Origin of the sequence: Sporosarcina sp. FSL K6-5500 (genome assembly GCF_038005665.1) — a bacterium.
Lineage (GTDB): Bacteria > Bacillota > Bacilli > Bacillales_A > Planococcaceae > Sporosarcina > Sporosarcina psychrophila.
This window is the reverse complement of sequence record NZ_JBBOTP010000001.1, coordinates 347,762-367,119: the sequence shown is the minus strand read 5'-3', so window position 1 is coordinate 367,119 and position 19,358 is coordinate 347,762. Positions and strand designations below refer to the sequence as shown.

The following is a 19,358-nucleotide window of genomic DNA, read 5'->3' as shown; positions in this document are numbered from 1 at the left end:
TCCCATTCTTTCGGTTCAGTCTACCTGTTTGCACCACCCACAGGCTCTCTGAAAGACTGATACTGAAATACTTTTTTCCGTCATTGCCATTCGCTCTAAATGTTTCTAATAATTATAAATCTTACACTGGAAAAATGCAATAGGCTTGCTCCTTAAATATAAAAAATAAGGAGCGCGATTCCCATCATAATAAGAATGAGTGTACCGCTTCCGAGCATTGGACTTACGTTTCCTGAAAAAACTTCTGAAGGCTTCCGCATCGCCATAACATCATCCATTCGACGTTTAGGTGTAACTACTTTTCTCATGCTAACGGTAAATACATCGAAAAATCCGGTTGAAAAAACGAAAGAGACCAGACCAAGAAATGTTAGTACGCCACCAACGATGAAAGATGCGTTTATATAAGAGAGTAAAGTGAGCTCTTTAAAATAGAGTAGAATAAGCAGAATAATTATTACATGTGCAATCAGAATATTCCTAACTATTTTCTTCATATTTCCACCCCGTTCCAAAGTAATAGTAAAGTATTGGTAAGAAAAAATCAATATAACAGAAGTATATCAATAAAAAATATGAATTAATTTATCGTTGTAAGCGTTGTCAATGCAGGCTTTGTCTATATAACGCTGTTCTATTACACTAGAAAATTTCAAAAAGGTATGTACAACTGTGAGAATCATTGTATAATATAAATGTACCTAGTTTTCAGACAATTTTGAGGAGGTCATCGATTTGAAAAACCACAAATTTATGTGGCTAATTAGTATCATGCTTGTACTTAGCGTGTTCTTAGCAGCGTGCGGCGACAAAGAAGAAGCAGGCACTACTGAACCGGTAAAAGACAAAGAAGAGGACAAAGGAACTACAGAAGAACCAGCTAATGAAGAAGTGGCGCAAGTTCTGAATCTGATTGAAACAGCAGAGATTCCTTCTATTGACTCATCAATTTCAGAAGATGCTGTAGGTTTCAACGTACTGAACAACATTATGGAAGGACTTTACCGTCTTGACCAAGACAGTCTTCCAGTACCTGCTATGGCAGATGGAGAACCTGAAATCAGTGAAGATGGATTGACATACACATTCAAAATCCGTGATGCACAATGGTCTGATGGAACACCTGTAACTGCGAATGACTTTGTATATGCTTGGCAGCGCGCAGTTGATCCGGATACTGGTTCACCTTACGGACCATATTTGATGGCAGGCATGATTAAAAACGCAACTGAAATCGGTGAAGGAACTGCAGAAATTGCAGATCTTGGAATTAAAGCAGAAGACGATAAAACACTTATCGTTGAACTTGAACGTCCAGTTGCTTACTTCCTATCACTTATGTCTTTCGGTACATTCTACCCACTTAACGAAGAATTCGTAACTGCTCAGGGTGATAAATATGCAACTAACTCTGAAGCAATGATCTATAACGGTCCATTCTCATTAGCTGATTGGGATGGTACTGGTAACTGGAAATATGTTAAAAATGACAAGTATTGGGATGCTGATACTGTAAAACTTGAAGAAATCATTGTTGACGTCGTTAAAGAAACTGCAACAGGTGTAAAATTATATGAACAAGGCAAGAAAGACCGTGTACTACTTTCTGCTGAATATGCAATGCAATTTGCTGATGATCCAAATATCATCAATGAGCTTGAAACATCTGTATTCTACTTTAAACTAAATCAAGAACGTAACGGTAAAGCTACGCCACTTGCAAATGCTGACATTCGTAAAGCATTCGCAAGAGCCTTCAACAAAGAAGAGTTAGCAGATGCAATACTTGCTAATGGATCTATTGCTGCTAACTTCCTAGTTGCAGATGACTTTACATTTGATGAAGACGGTAAAGATTTCCGTGATTACAGCGGTGAATTCTCTGCATATAACGTTGAAGAAGCACAAGAATATTGGAAAAAAGGTCTGGCAGCACTTGGAACAGACAAAGTGGAAATTGAAATTCTCGGTGGCGACACTGAAAACGCTAAAAAACAACAAGAATGGTTCAAATCGGAATTTGAAAGAAATCTTCCAGGTTTGACAATCAAGCTGAAAGAAGTTCCTTTTGCTGTTCGTCTTGAACTTGATGATACAAGTGATTATGATGTTCAATCAGCAGGATGGGGCCCTGACTTCCAGGATCCAATCTCGTTCATGGAATTGTTCGTAACGGGAAGTCCACAAAACAAAATGAATTACTCTAACCCAGAGTATGACAAGCTTATTGAATCTACAAAAACTACAATTGCAACTGATCCAGTAGCTCGTTTTGAAGCATTTGCAAAAGCTGAAAAAATTCTTCTTGAAGATGATGCAGGTCTTGTACCTCAGTATCAACGCGGAAGAATGGTTCTTATGAACCCTGCTGTAAAAGGTCTTGCTACACATCCATTCGGTGGCGACTATAGCTACAAATGGACGTATATGGAAGCTGCAGAAAAGTAAGAAGTATAACTTGTTAGCTTAAAATCTTATAGAAAAGAGAGTATATGGGCATTTATGACCATGTACTCTCTTTTTCACTGAGGTTAAACTAACTAAAAATTCGTTGTATTATTTGCTAGAATTAATAGTTTTTTAATTAAATTCATCTATGAAATATAGGAGGTGCGAAAATGGCAAAGTATATCACTAAACGTGTGATTTATATGTTCCTATCACTATTCTTGATAGCATCGTTTACATTTGTTCTAATGAAACTGCTTCCAGGGTCCCCGTTAGCTTCCGCAGCAAAATTATCCGTTGAGCAAAGGGAAGTCGTTTATGAGAAGTATGGATTGAACGATCCGATTCCCGTACAGTACGCCCGCTATATGGGGAACCTTGCAAAAGGTGACTTTGGTGTATCGTTTCAATATAAAAATGCAGATGTCACAACACTTATTGTGAAAAAACTGAAATACTCGGCGATTTTAGGATCTCAGGCACTTATTTTTGGGACCTTAATCGGAATTATTCTCGGAATGATTGCCGCGTTGAAACAAAATACAGTTTGGGATTATGGTAGTACCATTATCGCAATTCTCGGTATCTCCATACCGTCCTTTGTTTTTGCAGTATTGCTGCAATATGTCTTTGCAGTATGGCTTGGAGTGCTACCAGTTGGCCTGTGGGAAGGTTGGAAGTCCAGTATACTACCTTCAATCGCACTTGCGATGGGACCTATTGCTATTGCGGCAAGATTCATCCGAACAGAAATGATAGAAGTATTAAGCTCAGACTATATTTTGCTAGCAAAAGCGAAAGGCGCAAATTGGTTTGAAATCGCTTTCAAACACGCATTCCGTAATGCGCTTATTCCGCTAATCACAGTCCTTGGACCAGTTGCAGCAGGACTATTAACAGGATCACTTGTAGTTGAGCAGATTTTCGCAATCCCAGGTATAGGTGAACAGTTCGTTAAATCAATTAACTCGAACGACTTCGCTGTCATCATGGGTACAACAATGTTCTTCTCGGTATTCCTAATTGTGATTATATTAATAGTGGATATTCTTTATGGGGTCATTGATCCGCGTATCCGTTTGTCTGGAGGTTCCAAGTAATGACTACTAACATGAAGAAACTACCAAAAGATTCGTTTGAGCGGATTACAATCGATAGCTCGCATGCCGAAAAAATTTCGAAACCGAGTTTGAGTTTCTGGCAGGATGCTTGGCTTCGGATCCGTAAAAACAAAGCGGCTATCGTCAGTATGTTCATTCTTGTGTTTATTGTATTTATGGCATTTGCAGGTCCTTTCATGGTTGAACATGATCCAGAGGATGTAAAAGTTGCGCATGCAAGCTTACCGCCTAAAATTCCAGGGCTTGAAAAATTAGGTATTTTTGATGGCGAAGGTAAACTGGGTTCTAAAACAGTTAATCTGTATGAGTTAAAGAAAGTAGAAGTTAACTACTGGTTCGGCACGGATAGCCTAGGGCGCGATTTGTTTTCACGTCTCTGGAAAGGAACGCAAATCTCACTGTTAATCGCATTCGTAGCCGCTATCATTGATGTTGTGATAGGCGTCATCTACGGCGGGATTTCCGGTTATTACGGAGGTCGAACCGACGATGTCATGCAACGAATTGTCGAAGTGCTAATTGGAGTTCCGACACTGGTCATCGTTATTCTTATGATTATGATCATGGATCCGGGCATATTGTCCATTATCATAGCCATATCGATAACAGGATGGATTGGAATGTCCCGTATTGTACGCGGACAAGTTCTTAAATATAAAACTCAGGAATTCGTCTTGGCAGCTAAAACTTTAGGTGCAAGCGATACACGAATTATCAGCAAGCACTTATTGCCGAATATCATGGCGATTATTGTCATAAATATGATGTTCACAATTCCTACAGCAATTTTCTTTGAGGCATTTTTAAGCTTTATAGGACTTGGCCTTCAAGCGCCGAATGCTTCTCTTGGAACACTTATTAATGATGGTTATAAATTCATTGAGTATCAGCCACATATTTTGTTCTTCCCGGCGGTTGTCATAAGTTTACTTATGATTGCGTTCAACTTAATTGGGGATGGACTACGTGATGCACTTGATCCGAAAATGAAAGATTAAAGGAGGAAAGTGAAATGGAGAAAATTGTTGAAGTGAAAAACCTGGAGCTTTCCTTCCATACATTTGCAGGAGAAGTGAAAGCGATTCAAGGGGTTAATTTTGAAGTATTTAAAGGGGAGACGCTCGCTATAGTTGGTGAGTCAGGTTCAGGTAAATCGGTAACGACGAAATCGATTATGCGGCTCCTTCCGAAGTCTAGTACCGAGTACAAAAATGGTGAGATTTTATTCGGAGGAAGAGACCTTCTGAAGATTTCTGAAAAAGAAATGCAAAAAGTAAGAGGAAAAGACATTTCGATGATTTTCCAAGATCCGATGACTTCACTTAATCCGACAATGACGATTGGTAACCAGATTATGGAGCCACTGCTAAAACACCAAAAACTTAGTAAACCCGAAGCTCGGAAAAAGTCTATTGAATTGTTGACTCTGGTTGGGATGCCTAAACCAGAAATGCGATTGAAACAATACCCTCACCAATTTTCTGGTGGACAGCGTCAACGTATCGTCATTGCTGTTGCCTTGGCATGTAATCCAAAGCTTCTCATTGCGGATGAGCCGACGACAGCCTTGGATGTTACAATTCAAGCGCAAATCTTAGAATTGATGAAAGACTTGCAAAAGAAAATTGATACGGCAATCATTTTCATCACACATGATCTTGGAGTCGTAGCAAACGTTGCAGACCGTGTTGCGGTCATGTACGGCGGCCGAATCGTCGAGGTGGGAACGGTTGATGAAGTCTTTTATAATCCGCAGCATCCGTATACGTGGGGGCTTCTAAGTTCAATGCCGTCACTGGATACATCTGAAGAGAAACTATATGCGATTCCAGGCACGCCACCCGATTTGTTGGATCCTCCGAAAGGAGATGCATTTGCACTGCGTAGTGAATATGCGATGAAGATTGATTTGGAGCAAGTTCCGCCACTCTTTAAAGTAAGTGAAACACATTATGCGGCGACGTGGCTACTCCATCCGGATGCACCTCAAGTGGATCCGCCGATAGCGGTTATAGAGCGAATGAAGAGATTCCCTGGCAGCCGGTATTATGAAGGCAATGCAGGAGGTGTTCGATAATGGCTGAAAAATTACTTGAAATCAAAAACTTGAAACAGTATTTCAATGTGGGAACAAAGAATGAAGTGCGTGCTGTTGACGATATAACATTCGACATCTATAAAGGCGAAACGCTTGGTATTGTTGGTGAATCTGGTTGCGGTAAATCAACAACCGGTCGTACAATCATCCGTCTTTACGATGCGACAGGCGGGGAAGTCATTTATGATGGCGTCGATGTCCATGCGAAAAAATCGAAAAAAGAACTAAAAGCGTTCAACCGGAAAATGCAGATGATTTTCCAAGATCCATATGCATCATTAAATCCGCGTATGAAAGTGCTTGATATCATCGCTGAAGGCCTCGATATTCATGGTCTTGTGAAGAATACGAAAGAACGTACTGCACGTGTTCATGAGCTCCTTGAGACGGTAGGATTAAACCGTGAGCATGCCAATCGTTATCCGCATGAATTCTCTGGTGGTCAACGTCAGCGTCTTGGAATTGCACGTGCGCTTGCTGTAGAACCAGAATTCATTATCGCAGATGAACCGATTTCAGCTTTGGACGTATCTATTCAAGCGCAAGTCGTCAACTTGTTGAAAGAGCTTCAAGAAGAAAGAGGACTGACATATCTATTCATCGCACATGACTTGTCGATGGTGAAATATATCTCAGATCGAATTGGTGTTATGCATTTCGGTAAACTTGTCGAAATTGGACCAGCCGAAACGATCTATACGGCGCCTTTACATCCTTATACGCAATCGCTATTATCTGCGATTCCGTTGCCAGATCCAGCTTATGAGCGTAGCCGTGTACGAAAAAGCTACGATTCAACATCACATAAGTATCTTCAGGATGAAGAAGTAATCATGCGTGAAGTGACACCAGGGCATTTTGTCCTTTGCTCACAGCGCGAATTCGATTCTTTTGCAAAGTAAGTTTAAATAGAAGCAACTGGGCTGGTTTTCGATAAGAGAACCAGTCCTTTTGCGTGTTTGAATATAGATAATGGTAAGTATGCGGTGAAATTCATGGATTCAGGTAATAGGAATTCCCTAAATGTTAATTACAAACCAAAATAGATAAAGAATTTCAGTGGTGAGCCTTATGTTTCTGAATTTTTTTAAATTAATATGAAACCTTTGCCCGTATTTAGACGTACTATATAATGTAGACACTAAATTATTTTCAATTAGCAGCTACCCAAATGAGAAAGTTTTTTATTTGACAAAGCAGATGTTTAATTAATTCTTGCATCGGGTATAACAGTAGAGAGAACATGCACATACTGATGAAAGTCGCTTATGTTGCGGAACTGTGACAATAGTGTATGGGATAGCGAATAATTTTTAAAAAGTGTATTCATCGGTAATGAAAATGTGTATAATAGGGATTAGAAGCAGTTAGTTTAAAATAATTCTAATCTAAACGTAAAAATATAAATCAAAACATTCGAGCCGACTGAAAGGGAGTGTCAGCATATGATGGTCACATTATTTACTTCACCTAGCTGTACATCATGCAGAAAAGCGAAAGCATGGTTAGAGGAACACGAGATTCCGTATACTGAACGTAACATTTTTTCGGAACCATTGAATATTGATGAAATAAAAGAAATACTTCGTATGACTGAAGATGGAACAGATGAAATTATTTCAACTCGTTCGAAAATATTCCAAAAATTAAACGTTGATGTGGAAAGCCTTCCATTACAACGCCTATATGAATTAATTCAAGAACATCCGGGTCTTTTAAGAAGACCAATTATTCTTGATGAGAAAAGACTTCAAGTGGGATACAATGAAGATGAAATTCGTCGATTCCTACCTAGAAAAGTAAGAGCCTATCAGCTGCTTGAAGCGCGGCGCATGGTAAACTAATCCGTAAAATAGTGTGAAGCTGATAGGGGTTGACATTGCAAAATGCCGTACACCTATCGGCTTTTTGTGTTTCTCTTGCTTTCCGGGTGGATGTTCTCTACAATGCTATTACTATCAAAATTATACGTCCTAAGGCGGAACCCTTTCAAAACGTAGAGGACGGTCATATAGTAAGTATAAGCATTGCAGGATTTTTTCACACATCGAAGGGAACCGGACAAATCCTGTTCCATAGGAAGGGAGAGAAAAGGGATGGAAATAGAGCGTATTAATGAAAATACAGTTAAGTTTTTTCTTTCATATATTGATATCGAAGAGCGTGGCTTTACTCGTGAGGAAGTTTGGTATAATCGCGACAAGAGCGAGGAACTCTTCTGGGAGATGATGGACGAAGTCAGTGACGAGTCTGAGTTTGAAGTCGAGGGGCCATTATGGATTCAAGTACATGCGATGAGCGGCGGCATTGAAGTGACGGTCACACGTGCGCAAATGTCTGAGGATGGTGAACCACTTGAATCACCATTCACTAACGATGATCCAAGAAAACTGTTCCAGCATGGCAAAATGTATGACGACGATGATGATGATGATGATACTATGCCAGGTATAGGGGATGCAGCATTTGAATGGCTTGACAATATGTTTGTCTTTAGCGAATTTGATGAACTTATTCCTCTAGCAGGGAAGATGAAAGATTATGAAGTGAAGACATCTCTATATTCGTTTGAAAATAACTTTTATTTACACTTGTTATATGACGATGAAATTATGGATGATTCTCGCAAGACAGATCTGTTTAGCGTACTTTCAGAATTCGGTCAACCGTCAAACATGACGATTCATCGAATTGAAGAGTACGGCAAACTTATCATGGACTCAGATGTTTTCGTGACAATAGAGCGATACTTTGGGGCAAAATAAAGGACAGTAGAAACAGCTATCTTAAATGGTAGCTGTTTTTTTACTTGCTTTAGTATCTGAATATTTGTATTATTAATGCAGGGAGGAGCTGAATATTATTCTCACAGCAAAAACAGAGGAAGGAAAACTTGTTGTTCTTACACCGGAATTAGAAAGAGAACGGTTGCGCAAATGGCGAAAGTTGCGATCATTCTTTTGCCCACAATGTAATTTTCCGGTTCAGTTGAAAGTTGGAGATATTATCATCCCACATTTCGCACATTTGAAGGATTCTACCTGTCTTACTTTATTCTCGGAAGGTGAATCTTACAGCCATCTTCAAGGTAAGCAACAATTGTATGCTTTTTTTCAAAAACATGCCGAGCTTGTCGAACTTGAACCATTTTTAAGAATGTTATCTCAAAGACCTGATATCCTGATAACGACACAATCTGAATCGATAGCCGTTGAATTCCAGTGCAGTACGATTCCCATTACTGACGTAGAGGCTAGATCCGCAGGTTATCGTAGTATAGATATGAAATCCATCTGGATTTTGCATACCCCAGCAAAATTTAGTTCATTACCTGTAGGTGTCGGTACATTCGATTTTTCAAGATTCCACGAAAGCTTCTTGACACATACATCCCCTGAAGGCTATTTCTTACTCACATATAACCCCCAAACGGAACGATTCCATTATTTTACGAGTCTTATTCATGTCGCAGGTAAGCGCTATATTGGTATCCATCGTACTTTGCCATTATCGATGCAGATATTTCCATTTGCTCGGCCAAAAACCCCGACAGAGCAAGAAATTTACCGTTATGTAACCCTTTATTTATCCATACGCAATCAATTTATTCAATCCCGTATTTTATTGAATAAAAGGGGGGTGAACAATCCTTTTCTAAGAATGTGCTATGAACTGCGAGTGATACCAACGAATCTTCCAAAATGGATTGGATTACCCATCCTTTTCAGTGAGTCATTCCGCGAGCATGACTGTGAATGGCAATTAGCATTCCTTTATTATTTGAGAAGAAAGGGGATTAGTGTTAGAACTATATCCCGCAGTCAGGTTAGAAAATATGTCTCTCTGTTAGAAGAGCCATCGGAAGCAAAGGGAAAAGCGTGCATAGCATACCGCGATTTCCTTATTTCCGCGACTGTAGATTCTTGTCAAAACAGAACAGTTATTGACGAAGAAAAAATAATTCAACTAATTTCAGAAAGATTGCTTGCAAAGCGTTATGAAAATTGAGAAAATAGGATTGATTCGTTTCCCGAAGTAATGGGAGAAGGGGGATAAGTGACGATGGCTGAAACTAAGAACAAAGTATTAACTCGTGGTGAAGTAAAGGTAGAGGAGACTTGGCGTCTCGAAGACATATTTGCAACTGATGAAGCATGGGAAAAAGAATTCGCTGAAGTTGAGGAATTCTCCGGTAAAGCAGATTCTTACAAAGGGACACTTTCGGGTGGTGGAGATGCGCTTTACACTGCATTGACATACCGTGACACCCTCTCTGAAAGACTGCGCAGGCTTTACACGTATGCGCATTTGAAGACTGACCAGGATACGACAAACAGCTTCTATCAGGCGATGGATAGCCGTGTAAAATCACTTTACGTGAAAGTAGCAACTGCATTATCATTCTTCTTGCCAGAGCTTCTGGCTATTGATGAAACAGAATTGAACAAGCTGGTTACTGAGCATGAGGGACTAGCTCTTTATAAACAAGAATTCGAAGAAGTCAACACGCAGCGGCCACATGTGCTGCCTGCTGAACAAGAAGCTTTGCTTGCACAACTATCAGAAGTCACGGGCAATTCTTCAGAAACATTCAGTATGTTGAACAATGCTGATTTAACTTTCCCAATGGTGAAAGATGAAAAAGGTGAAGAAGTAGAATTATCACATGGCCGTTATGTAGGGTTTTTGGAAAGTGATGATCCGCGTGTTCGCGAGGATGCGTTCAAAGCAATGTATTCGAAATACAGCGAATTCCAAAATACTTTCGCATCCACGCTTTCAGGTAATGTAAAAGGCGATAACGTTAATGCACGTATCCGCAATTATTCATCTGCGCGCGAGGCTGCAATGTCAAATAATCATATCCCTGAACAGGTTTATGAAAATCTTGTTTCAACAATCAATAAAAACGTCCACTTGCTACAGCGCTATGTCGCGCTCCGTAAAAAAGTGTTCGGATTGGAAGAACTTCATATGTGGGATATGTATGCACCGCTTGTGAAAGATGCAGGCATGGAAGTTCCATATGACGAAGCTAAACAAACGATGCTTGATAGTTTCCACCCACTAGGTGAAGAGTATGTATCGATCGTAAAAGAGGGTCTTGAGAATCGTTGGGTAGACGTCCGTGAAAACAAAGGGAAGCGTTCAGGAGCTTATTCTTCAGGCGCCTATGGAACAAATCCATATGTCTTAATGAACTGGCAAGATAACGTCAGTAACTTGTTCACACTCGCGCATGAATTCGGCCATAGTGTTCATAGTTATTATTCACGGAAAAGCCAGCCATTCGTCTATAGCGGTTATTCCATTTTCGTAGCTGAAGTCGCGTCAACTGTGAATGAGGCTATTTTGAATGATCATCTTTTGAAAACGATTAATGATGAACAGAAACGAATTTATTTGCTGAATTATTGGCTTGACGGCTTCCGTGGTACTGTTTTCCGTCAAACCATGTTTGCTGAGTTCGAACACCTTATTCATCAGCTTGATCAGCAAGGTGTCGCGCTGACTGCTGAAAAATTGACAGAAGAGTACTATGCACTCAATAAGAAATATTTCGGTGAAGATCTAGTCGTCGACGAGGAAATAGGCTTGGAATGGGCAAGAATTCCACATTTCTACTATAACTATTATGTTTATCAGTATGCAACAGGTTATAGTGCAGCAGTCGCACTAAGCAATCAAATCTTGACAGAAGGAGAGCCGGCAGTTGAACGCTATGTGAATAACTTCTTGAAAGCCGGTTCTTCCGATTACCCAATCGAAGTACTGAAAAAAGCAGGCGTCGACATGACTAGTGCCGCTCCAATCGAAGAAGCATGCCGCGTCTTCGAAGAAAAACTGAACGAACTTGAATCACTTCTTTTGAAAAAATAAATTAAATTGACCTAGCAAAAAGCCTTATCCGCCATATTTCTGGTCGAGATAGGGCTTTTTCTTCTATACATATTACTATATAAATATAAAGTAAGGCGTATTGGTGAAATCATCATTGTGACAGTCATGTGAAAATCATTGTGAATTCTTGATGCTACTATTATTTTGTGATAAGGTAAGGATGTGAAATAAATCACATACCAAACATACACCCCTTTTGTTTGAACGTGAACATTTCTCCCATTCCCTTTGAATAAGAGCATTCCCTCCCCCCCAGGAGCGAATGCTCTTTTCTTTTGGTTTAACGGGGGAAAGCTGTGTGACGATTGTCATGGAAAAGTGCGGAACTGTAATGTCAAGTTGTGAAACTGTAAGGGGAACTGTGCGAACTGTGATGACAACGCGTGAAACTGTGAGTGCATCCGCCGACTGTCATGGCAAGTTGCGAAACTGTAAGGGGAAGCGTGCGAACTGTGATGGCAATGCGTGAAACTGTAAGTGCAATTCGTAACTGCCATTTCCAATGAGATAAAGGAAAGGTTAATAATAAAGCTATTGTCATATCTTCAACTATTCTGTATAATTAAATAGAATTATCAGATTAGTTGAAGGGGAGTGGAATCAAATACGCATTATTATTAATAGGAGTCAACCTGATTTGCTAGAGGGAATACCTCGTCTGATAGCCCGGTTACACCCTGACCATCGGAAATCACAGTTCTTAAAGGACTCTCTTTACCGAATAAGTGCTGGATATTCAGGTGAGTGTAATGTGGATACGTATATCGAGCGCACTCAAATAACCCATTTGACAAAGATATTTACCGATGTACATTTGCGAATTTCCCCGACATTCACATTTCAGATTGATACTTTGATTATTACGGAGCGCTATGTCTTAATTGTTGAAGTGAAAAATCTCAAAGATACAGTCCGTTTTGTGCAAAATCCCCCACATCTTGAGCAAATCTTTGAAACAGGTACAGAAGCAATCCTCGACTGCCCGATTCATCAAATTGAATCAAATAAATCGAATCTTGATGAATGGTTCCGTCAGCGTGGAATACATTTGAAGACATCTGGATTACTTGTTCTGGCTAACCAGAAGACAAAGGTGAAAGATGCACCTTCCGACTTTCCTATTATTTATAAGAAGCAAATCCCTTTCTATCTACAAAAACTACAGCCAGCTGAGACAATTCTTTCAACTGCACAAATACATGATTTAGCAAGAGAAATTCATGCTGAAAAGCAACACTTCAATCCATTTCCGTTATGTGCATACTATAATATCGATCACAGGGAGTTAAAGACAGGTTTGTTGTGCCGATATTGCAATAGGCAACTTCAGCGAGAAAATCGTGAGAAGTGGTCTTGTGAGCTTTGTGGGAAGAATACTGTTAACCCTTACAGCGATGGAATTAAAGATTGGTTCATGCTTGTTAAAAATTCAATTACAAACGAGGAATGCCGGAGTTTTTTAAAATTAAAAGGATCAAATGCAGCTCGTTACATTTTATCAAAATCGGGTCTTGTGAAAAAAGGAAGGTCCAAGGCGACGTTTTATATTTCGAGCAATAGAAAACAGAGATAATTCTGTGTTGGGTAGAGCCTTTCATAATAAGAAAGGCTCTTTTAATTGGAGTTTTAGGAAACTGTCATGGCAAGTTGCGAAACTGTAAGGGGAAGCGAGAGAACTGTGATGGCAACGCATGAAACTGTGAGTGCACCGGACAACTGTGATGGCAAGTTACAAAACTGTAAGGGGAAGTGTGTGAACTGTGATGGCAACGCGTGAAACTGTGAGTGCACCGGACAACTGTGATGGCAAGTTACAAAACTGTAAGGGGAAGTGTGTGAACTGTGATGGCAACGCGTGAAACTGTGAGTGAACCGTAAAACTGTCATGGCAAGTTGTGGAACTGTAAGGGGAAACGTGCAAACTGTCATGGTAAAACGCACAAAACTGTAAGTGCAAACTACTGAACTATCATGGCTACATATACAACCTAAACCCGCTCAACAAAAAAAACCACCTCACTCCCCGGAATCTCCAGGCAATGAAGTAGCTCACTTAATTCATATCATTTTTTTACGCCATAATGTCATGTCCTGGAAATGAATCCGTTCGACATGCTGTTGGAGAAGGCGTTTCTTGAGTTCGCGTTCTGCAGATTTTTCCGTGATATTGTAGATACTAGCAATCTCTGTTGTGGAGAGTGTATCGAAACGTTGGAACAAATCCTCAAGTGGAGGGGGGATGTCCGGCAGAATCGGCCCGCCGACTAACTCTTCTAAAATTTGTTCGTAGACATCGTAGTCGTATAAGCCGCTCACTTTTAATCCTTCATCTTCAATGTTTTCATTGAAAAAGACGAAAGTAGGTGCTTTGTCGACTTCCATTTCTTTGGCCATGTACAAATCGACTTGTAAAGAGCGCAAGACGTTTTTTGAAGAAAAGTCTCGGATAAATTCGTCTACATCAAGATTTAACTTTTTTGCGATTTCGACGAGTACGGAAAAAGACGATACATTCCTTGACTTCAAAAATGAATATTCAAGCATTTTTGATAAATATCGAAAACCGGCACGTTTGCCTTGAAACTCTGCAGTTTTAACAGCAATACTTGGGAAAGCTGGATGTGTTTTTTCACAAGCCAGCTCATCCTCATCTTTATGCAGACATTGAAGATTCATTTTAGGCAATGATGTGCGTAATGCAATGCGCAGTGTGAAATAGCGATCATATTCAACTTGTAATTTACGGAGTAAAGGCGGGAGCGACGAACAATCTCCGCATAAAGGATCGATGAAAACATATAGCTCGATTGGCCTTATGCATGCGGAAGTACTGATTGGGTTCTCCAGTAATGTTTGTCGATTCACGTTTTCTCCTCCCCAGCCCTGTTCACCATATGATTGGCGGTCAAGACGAGGCGCTTATAATAGATATCACGTATATTTCCTTCAAGTTCGACTTCGTCCATTGCTTCTGCCATGCACGCTAGCCATGCTTCCGCTTGAACTGGTGTAATTGGGAATGGCATATGACGAGCTTTCATCATCGGATGACCATGTTCTTCAGTATATAAATTGGGACCACCTAAATATTGTGTTTGAAATTGTTTTTGTTTGCGTACTGTTTCTGTCAGGTCATCTGGGAAAATCGGATATAGGTCCGGGTGTACGGCCACTTTAGCGTAAAACAGGTCGATGAGTTCCGACAACTTTGTAGCACCGATCTCCTCATAAGGGATCAAAGGTTTTCGCATCATTATGTCAATCTCCTTTGCTCTGACTGTATTGATATTCTATCAACCCTGCACTCTTTTCACAAATAAAGCGCTCCGTTTATGAAACAGTAGGTTAGATTATCAATCTTATGCATTGAAATAGCCGAGCACTTTTTTTACGTATTGCTGTGTCTCTTTGAATGGGGGAATCCCATCATGTTTTTTTACGTTTCCGGGACCTGCATTATAAGCAGCAAGGGCAAGCTCGATATTACCGCCAAACTGATTAAGCATTTGTCTTAAGTATTTGGCTCCGCCCATCACGTTCTGGACAGGGTCGAAACTATCTTTTACGCCTAGGAACTTTGCCGTTCCGGGCATTAGCTGCATAAGGCCTTGTGCACCCGCGTGGCTGACAACACCGTTGTTGAAGTTCGATTCTTGTTTGATAACGGCAGAAATCAGTTTATCGGGCAAGTTATATTTGTTTGCAGCTTGGCTAATAATATCGCGATAGCTGTCATCCCCAATGGATGTATTTTTCATGGGAACAGTTGAACTTTGTTGCACCGTGGAAAGGATAGCGCTGAGAGAAGAAGGTTCAAACACACCATTTTTTCCGTCATAGCGCAAGCTTTCTATATTATTGAGGCTTCCGAGTAGTGTAGATGAAACGGAAGATAAGGAATCCGTTATGGATGTGCCGCCTAACATCTCCTCTAATAGTGTGTTAAAGAGGGATGGGGATGTGTTATTTTGTTCAGTTTGTGTCTGAACAGCTCCGAGAGACTGGAGTGTATTTATTTCCATTAATGTACGAATTGTGTGCGTATCCATCATGATCTGTCCCTTCTGACGTTAAGCTGTTCGCTCGCGAAATAATAACTTAACATTAGTATACCAATTTATGTGGGGAAACGCATTTTCTAGACTGCAAGGCCGCGCAGCATATGATAGAATAAACGTAATGACGCATGAAGGGAAGAAGAAATTGTGAACATTAAAAATCGAATTGATAGTGGACTTCGAAATGATGAACAAATCCTCTTTTTAGTAGCAGAACAAGCAGAAAAGCCTCAAGGTATACCAGCTGGAAAGATGATAACAGATTCAGACAACTTGTCGTTTGTTTATCTTTTAGAAGTAGAAGCAGGGTACGAGCATCTTCATTTAACACAGGCTGTATGGCCACTTATGGTCGATGTATTGACGACGAATTTAGATCCGGTGCTTTCGTGGAAGGATGAAATAATTCCGCTTCCTGGATTCAAAGATGAACTGACAATGCTTATTTTTAATATTGAGGGTAATGATAATTACGGGGAAGCATTCTCCTCGGCAGTCGAGCAAGCATTCAGCTCGATACTTCAACATATGGAATAACAGCTGGGAGGGGTCCGGATGAGGCAGTGGAATCAATTTCTTGAACCTTATAAACAAGCAGTAGATGAACTGAAAGTGAAATTGAAGGGCTTGCGAGCTCAGTATGAATTGGAAGACGTACATACGCCCGTTGAATTCGTGACGGGCAGGGTGAAGCCGCTCGCGAGTATCTATGACAAAACACTTGAAAAAGGGATTCCATTCGAACCATCGGCAGAACTTGCCGCTGAACTGCCTGATATTGCGGGCCTTCGTCTGATGTGCCAGTTTGTCGATGATATTAGTACTGTCGTAGAAACGTTACGACAGCGGAATGACCTCGAAGTGATTGAAGAGCGCGACTATATCGCACATAATAAACCAAGTGGATACAGGTCTTATCACTTAATTATCAAATACCCTGTTCAGACGATACATGGGGAGCAGACGATTTTTGCCGAGATTCAAATCCGTACGTTAGCAATGAATTTCTGGGCGTCGATTGAACACTCATTGAATTATAAATACGAAGGCGAAATGCCGGATGAAATTAGGCATCGTCTAGAACGAGCAGCGGAAGCAGCCTTCCAGCTAGATGAAGAAATGTCGCAGATTCGTAATGAAATTCAGGATGCGCAACAATATTTCAGTGCATTCAAAGAAACAGCGACAAGACGCTATGGAGAGGCGAACGGGAAAGGAGGAGGGAAAATATGAAATTTGCAATACAGACACGAAACGATGCGTTGTCGAACAAACTTATGGATGAAGCGAAGGAATATTTGACAGATTTCGGGCTTTTTTTCGATGAAGAAGAACCGGACATCGTTTTGTCAATTGGAGGAGATGGTACTTTACTCCACGCTTTTCATAAGTATAAGTACCGATTGAAAGATACAGCGTTTGTCGGAATTCATACAGGCCATCTAGGGTTTTACGCAGACTGGAAGCCGGCTGAAATTGAAAAGCTTGTCATTTCTATTGCTCGTAAAGAATTCGAAGTTTTCGAATACCCACTTCTTGATGTGAAGATTAACTACCGAAACGATAAGGATAGCGCATTGTACCTTGCACTGAATGAGTCGACGGTGAAATCTCCTGATGTGACGCTCGTCATGGATGTTGAACTGAATGGCAACCATTTTGAACGTTTTCGTGGCGACGGGTTATGTATGTCAACGCCTTCTGGGTCTACTGCATACAATAAGGCATTGGGCGGAGCAATTATTCATCCTTCTCTACCGTCCATGCAATTGACAGAAATGGCATCTATTAACAATCGGGTGTTCCGTACAGTTGGCGCACCACTAGTGCTACCCGCGCATCATAAATGTGCACTAACACCTGTAAAAGGACCAGATTTCATGGTAACAGTCGACCATTTGCAACTTCTACATAAAGATGTGAAGTCGATTGAATATCAAGTTTCAAAGGAAAAAGTACGTTTCGGAAGGTTCAGGCCGTTTCCATTTTGGAGACGTGTGCATGATTCATTCATTGACAGCGATGTCTAAGGGGGATGAGCTGGATCGCAGGTTTCGCCTCGTATTTCAGGTGGATGAAGGCGGTATACTGCTACGCGAATTCTTGCACGCAAAAGGGATATCTAAAAGAACGTTAACTGCGACTAAATATGATGGCGGAGATATCCGCGTGAATGGCTTTGAACGCAATGTGCGACATCCGTTGCAGTCAGGTGATGAAGTACTTATTATTTTTCCATCAGAAGAGCCAAGCCCAGGTTTACTTCCAGAGACAGGTGATTTATCGATTGTCTATGAAGATGAAGCGCTAATTATTGTCGATAAGCCAGCAGGGCAAAGTACTATCCCGTCGCGAGATCACCCCAATGGAACGATGGCGAATGCCGTTGCCGGAAAGTTTGCTAAGGAAAGACTTCCAGCCACAGTACATGTCGTCACACGTCTTGACAAGGATACATCGGGTCTAATTTGTATTGCAAAAAACCGGCATATTCATCATCTGCTTAGTGAACAGATGACAAATTCCGGTTTTCATCGACAGTATATCGCCCTGGTTGAAGGACATGTTGAAAGGGACCAATTCAGCATTGTACAACCAATTGGTAGAAAAGATGGTAGCATTATCGAACGAATTGTACGTGAAGATGGCCAATTCGCTCGGACAGATGTAGAAGTACTGGGTCGTTCGGACATAAAAGGTCATCAGTTAACAAAAATTGCACTAACCCTTTATACGGGCAGGACGCATCAAATACGTGTCCATATGAGGTGGGCAGGCCATCCGCTACATGGTGATGATTTATATGGCGGCTCCCATGGGTTGATTGGTCGGCAGGCTTTACACTGTGCGATGATTGGGTTTTTGCATCCACTTACAAGTGAAAAAGTTGAGTTTAGATGCGATATTCCGTTAGATATAAAGCGTCTAACCAACACTGATATCAAACAAACACAGTAAATTTCTCTGGCACAAATGGTTGTAAAGAAGGAACTGATACAATTTCCATTTCGGGATAGCGTAGGGCTGTAAGTTTACCGCCGAATACGCAACCTGTATCAACATTCGCAGAGTTATTTACAAAGCGTACTTCCTTTACAGGCGTATGACCATAGACTATGAAGGGAGTACCTTTGTAGTGCTTAGCCCAATCACGTCTAAGAGGTCTACCATCGGGTAGCTTTTGGCCTGTGATATCTCCATAGAGAACGAATACCCGTATTTTTTCCGAATAGGGTGCACCAATCATTTCTTCACGGATGCCTGCGTGTGCAATGATAAGATTACCTTCATTAAGGGTATGGTATAACGGTAGCGCTTCGTAAAATTGACGGTATCTAGTTAAGAAATGTTTACGCGCATCACTTGATAATGCATCGAGTTCAGCTACTGTTGTTTCAAGACCATGTGTGGGTTGAACCTGGTTACCCTTGGAGAAGCGATACAACTTATTGCAATGATTTCCCGGGGAATAATAAAGTGTATGCTCATCTTGGATTTTGAAAAGAAGATTCAACATTTTAATCGACTGAGGCCCTCTATCCATCGTATCTCCGACAAATACCAGACTTCTGCCATCGGGATGTAGGGGGATACCTGTAATCATCTCGTATCCTAATTTGTCAATCAAATGCATGAATTCATCATAACAACCGTGAATATCACCGACAATATCGTACTTCATATTTTCATCACCCTTTTTCACAATATGTATTCGTATATAATACCCTTATT

General features: G+C 40.7%; 19 protein-coding genes and 1 other annotated feature (1 of these 20 cut by a window edge). Of the genes, 14 read left to right on the top strand and 5 right to left on the bottom strand.

The window, feature by feature from the left end; genetic code table 11:
* Window positions 1–93, bottom strand: a binding site (T-box leader); it reaches 162 nt to the left of the window's first position.
* A 59-nt stretch (window positions 94–152) separates the two neighbouring features.
* Complete coding sequence (locus MKX62_RS01750; RefSeq protein ID WP_067211888.1) at window positions 153–497, bottom strand: DUF3899 domain-containing protein; 345 nt, start codon at window positions 495–497, stop codon at window positions 153–155.
* 238 nt (window positions 498–735) lie between these two features.
* Between MKX62_RS01750 and MKX62_RS01745 the strand changes: the two genes are divergently transcribed.
* The 10 genes from MKX62_RS01745 (at window position 736) to MKX62_RS01700 (ending at window position 13,141) form a co-directional block, all read left to right on the top strand.
* Window positions 736–2,448 (top strand): peptide ABC transporter substrate-binding protein, encoded by a 1,713-nt coding sequence (locus MKX62_RS01745; protein WP_340740490.1) that lies wholly within the window; start codon window positions 736–738, stop codon window positions 2,446–2,448.
* Window positions 2,449–2,618: 170 nt separating this feature from the next.
* Complete coding sequence (gene opp3b / locus MKX62_RS01740) at window positions 2,619–3,548, top strand: oligopeptide ABC transporter permease (RefSeq protein ID WP_067211883.1); 930 nt, start codon at window positions 2,619–2,621, stop codon at window positions 3,546–3,548.
* Window positions 3,548–4,567 (top strand): oligopeptide ABC transporter permease, encoded by a 1,020-nt coding sequence (gene opp3C, locus MKX62_RS01735; protein ID WP_067211880.1) that lies wholly within the window; start codon window positions 3,548–3,550, stop codon window positions 4,565–4,567. The genes opp3b and opp3C overlap by 1 nt, the downstream gene beginning before the upstream one ends.
* Before the next feature lie 14 nt (window positions 4,568–4,581).
* Window positions 4,582–5,646 carry an ABC transporter ATP-binding protein gene (locus MKX62_RS01730; RefSeq protein WP_340740489.1) on the top strand — a complete coding sequence of 355 codons (1,065 nt, stop codon included), beginning with the start codon at window positions 4,582–4,584 and terminating at the stop codon, window positions 5,644–5,646.
* A complete protein-coding gene (locus MKX62_RS01725; RefSeq protein ID WP_067211875.1) occupies window positions 5,646–6,569 on the top strand; it encodes an ABC transporter ATP-binding protein in 924 nt (307 codons plus the stop codon). The genes MKX62_RS01730 and MKX62_RS01725 overlap by 1 nt, the downstream gene beginning before the upstream one ends.
* 546 nt (window positions 6,570–7,115) lie before the next feature.
* On the top strand, window positions 7,116–7,511 hold the full coding sequence (gene spxA, locus MKX62_RS01720; RefSeq protein ID WP_186669618.1) for a transcriptional regulator SpxA: 396 nt from the start codon (window positions 7,116–7,118) through the stop codon (window positions 7,509–7,511).
* A 252-nt stretch (window positions 7,512–7,763) separates the two neighbouring features.
* Window positions 7,764–8,432, top strand: coding sequence for an adaptor protein MecA (mecA, locus tag MKX62_RS01715; RefSeq protein WP_340740488.1), 669 nt, complete (start codon window positions 7,764–7,766; stop codon window positions 8,430–8,432).
* A gap of 88 nt (window positions 8,433–8,520) precedes the next feature.
* The gene (locus tag MKX62_RS01710) at window positions 8,521–9,675 is read left to right on the top strand and encodes a competence protein CoiA (RefSeq protein WP_340742528.1); all 1,155 of its coding nucleotides are present in this window, start codon (window positions 8,521–8,523) and stop codon (window positions 9,673–9,675) included.
* A gap of 54 nt (window positions 9,676–9,729) precedes the next feature.
* Entirely contained in the window at window positions 9,730–11,547 is a 1,818-nt protein-coding gene (gene pepF / locus MKX62_RS01705; RefSeq protein WP_340740487.1) for an oligoendopeptidase F, read from the top strand.
* A gap of 658 nt (window positions 11,548–12,205) precedes the next feature.
* Window positions 12,206–13,141, top strand: coding sequence for a nuclease-related domain-containing protein (locus MKX62_RS01700; RefSeq protein WP_340740486.1), 936 nt, complete (start codon window positions 12,206–12,208; stop codon window positions 13,139–13,141).
* 485 nt (window positions 13,142–13,626) lie between these two features.
* Here the strand turns inward: MKX62_RS01700 and MKX62_RS01695 are convergent, their stop codons facing one another.
* The 3 genes from MKX62_RS01695 to MKX62_RS01685 form a co-directional block, all read right to left on the bottom strand.
* Window positions 13,627–14,433 carry a DsbA family protein gene (locus MKX62_RS01695; RefSeq protein WP_338655632.1) on the bottom strand — a complete coding sequence of 269 codons (807 nt, stop codon included), beginning with the start codon at window positions 14,431–14,433 and terminating at the stop codon, window positions 13,627–13,629.
* Entirely contained in the window at window positions 14,430–14,822 is a 393-nt protein-coding gene (locus tag MKX62_RS01690; protein WP_067211850.1) for a globin domain-containing protein, read from the bottom strand. The genes MKX62_RS01695 and MKX62_RS01690 overlap by 4 nt, the downstream gene beginning before the upstream one ends.
* 105 nt (window positions 14,823–14,927) lie before the next feature.
* The gene (locus MKX62_RS01685; protein WP_340740485.1) at window positions 14,928–15,620 is read right to left on the bottom strand and encodes a lytic transglycosylase domain-containing protein; all 693 of its coding nucleotides are present in this window, start codon (window positions 15,618–15,620) and stop codon (window positions 14,928–14,930) included.
* A 153-nt stretch (window positions 15,621–15,773) separates the two neighbouring features.
* Here MKX62_RS01685 and MKX62_RS01680 point away from each other — a divergent pair, with 153 nt between their 5' ends.
* Genes MKX62_RS01680 through MKX62_RS01665 form a run of 4 tightly spaced genes read left to right on the top strand, consistent with a single transcriptional unit; the run spans window position 15,774 to window position 18,584 of the window.
* Window positions 15,774–16,163 carry a UPF0738 family protein gene (locus MKX62_RS01680; RefSeq protein ID WP_187045522.1) on the top strand — a complete coding sequence of 130 codons (390 nt, stop codon included), beginning with the start codon at window positions 15,774–15,776 and terminating at the stop codon, window positions 16,161–16,163.
* An 18-nt stretch (window positions 16,164–16,181) separates the two neighbouring features.
* Entirely contained in the window at window positions 16,182–16,859 is a 678-nt protein-coding gene (locus tag MKX62_RS01675; protein WP_338655637.1) for a GTP pyrophosphokinase, read from the top strand.
* Window positions 16,856–17,656 (top strand): NAD kinase, encoded by an 801-nt coding sequence (locus tag MKX62_RS01670; protein ID WP_067211841.1) that lies wholly within the window; start codon window positions 16,856–16,858, stop codon window positions 17,654–17,656. The genes MKX62_RS01675 and MKX62_RS01670 overlap by 4 nt, the downstream gene beginning before the upstream one ends.
* Window positions 17,628–18,584, top strand: a complete 957-nt coding sequence (locus tag MKX62_RS01665) for an RluA family pseudouridine synthase (protein WP_340740484.1) — start codon at window positions 17,628–17,630, stop codon at window positions 18,582–18,584. Before MKX62_RS01670 ends, MKX62_RS01665 begins: the two co-directional genes overlap by 29 nt.
* Here the strand turns inward: MKX62_RS01665 and prpE are convergent.
* On the bottom strand, window positions 18,568–19,308 hold the full coding sequence (prpE, locus tag MKX62_RS01660; protein ID WP_338656793.1) for a bis(5'-nucleosyl)-tetraphosphatase PrpE: 741 nt from the start codon (window positions 19,306–19,308) through the stop codon (window positions 18,568–18,570). The two genes, MKX62_RS01665 and prpE, sit on opposite strands and share 17 nt — an antisense overlap.
* Window positions 19,309–19,358: the final 50 nt, after the last annotated feature.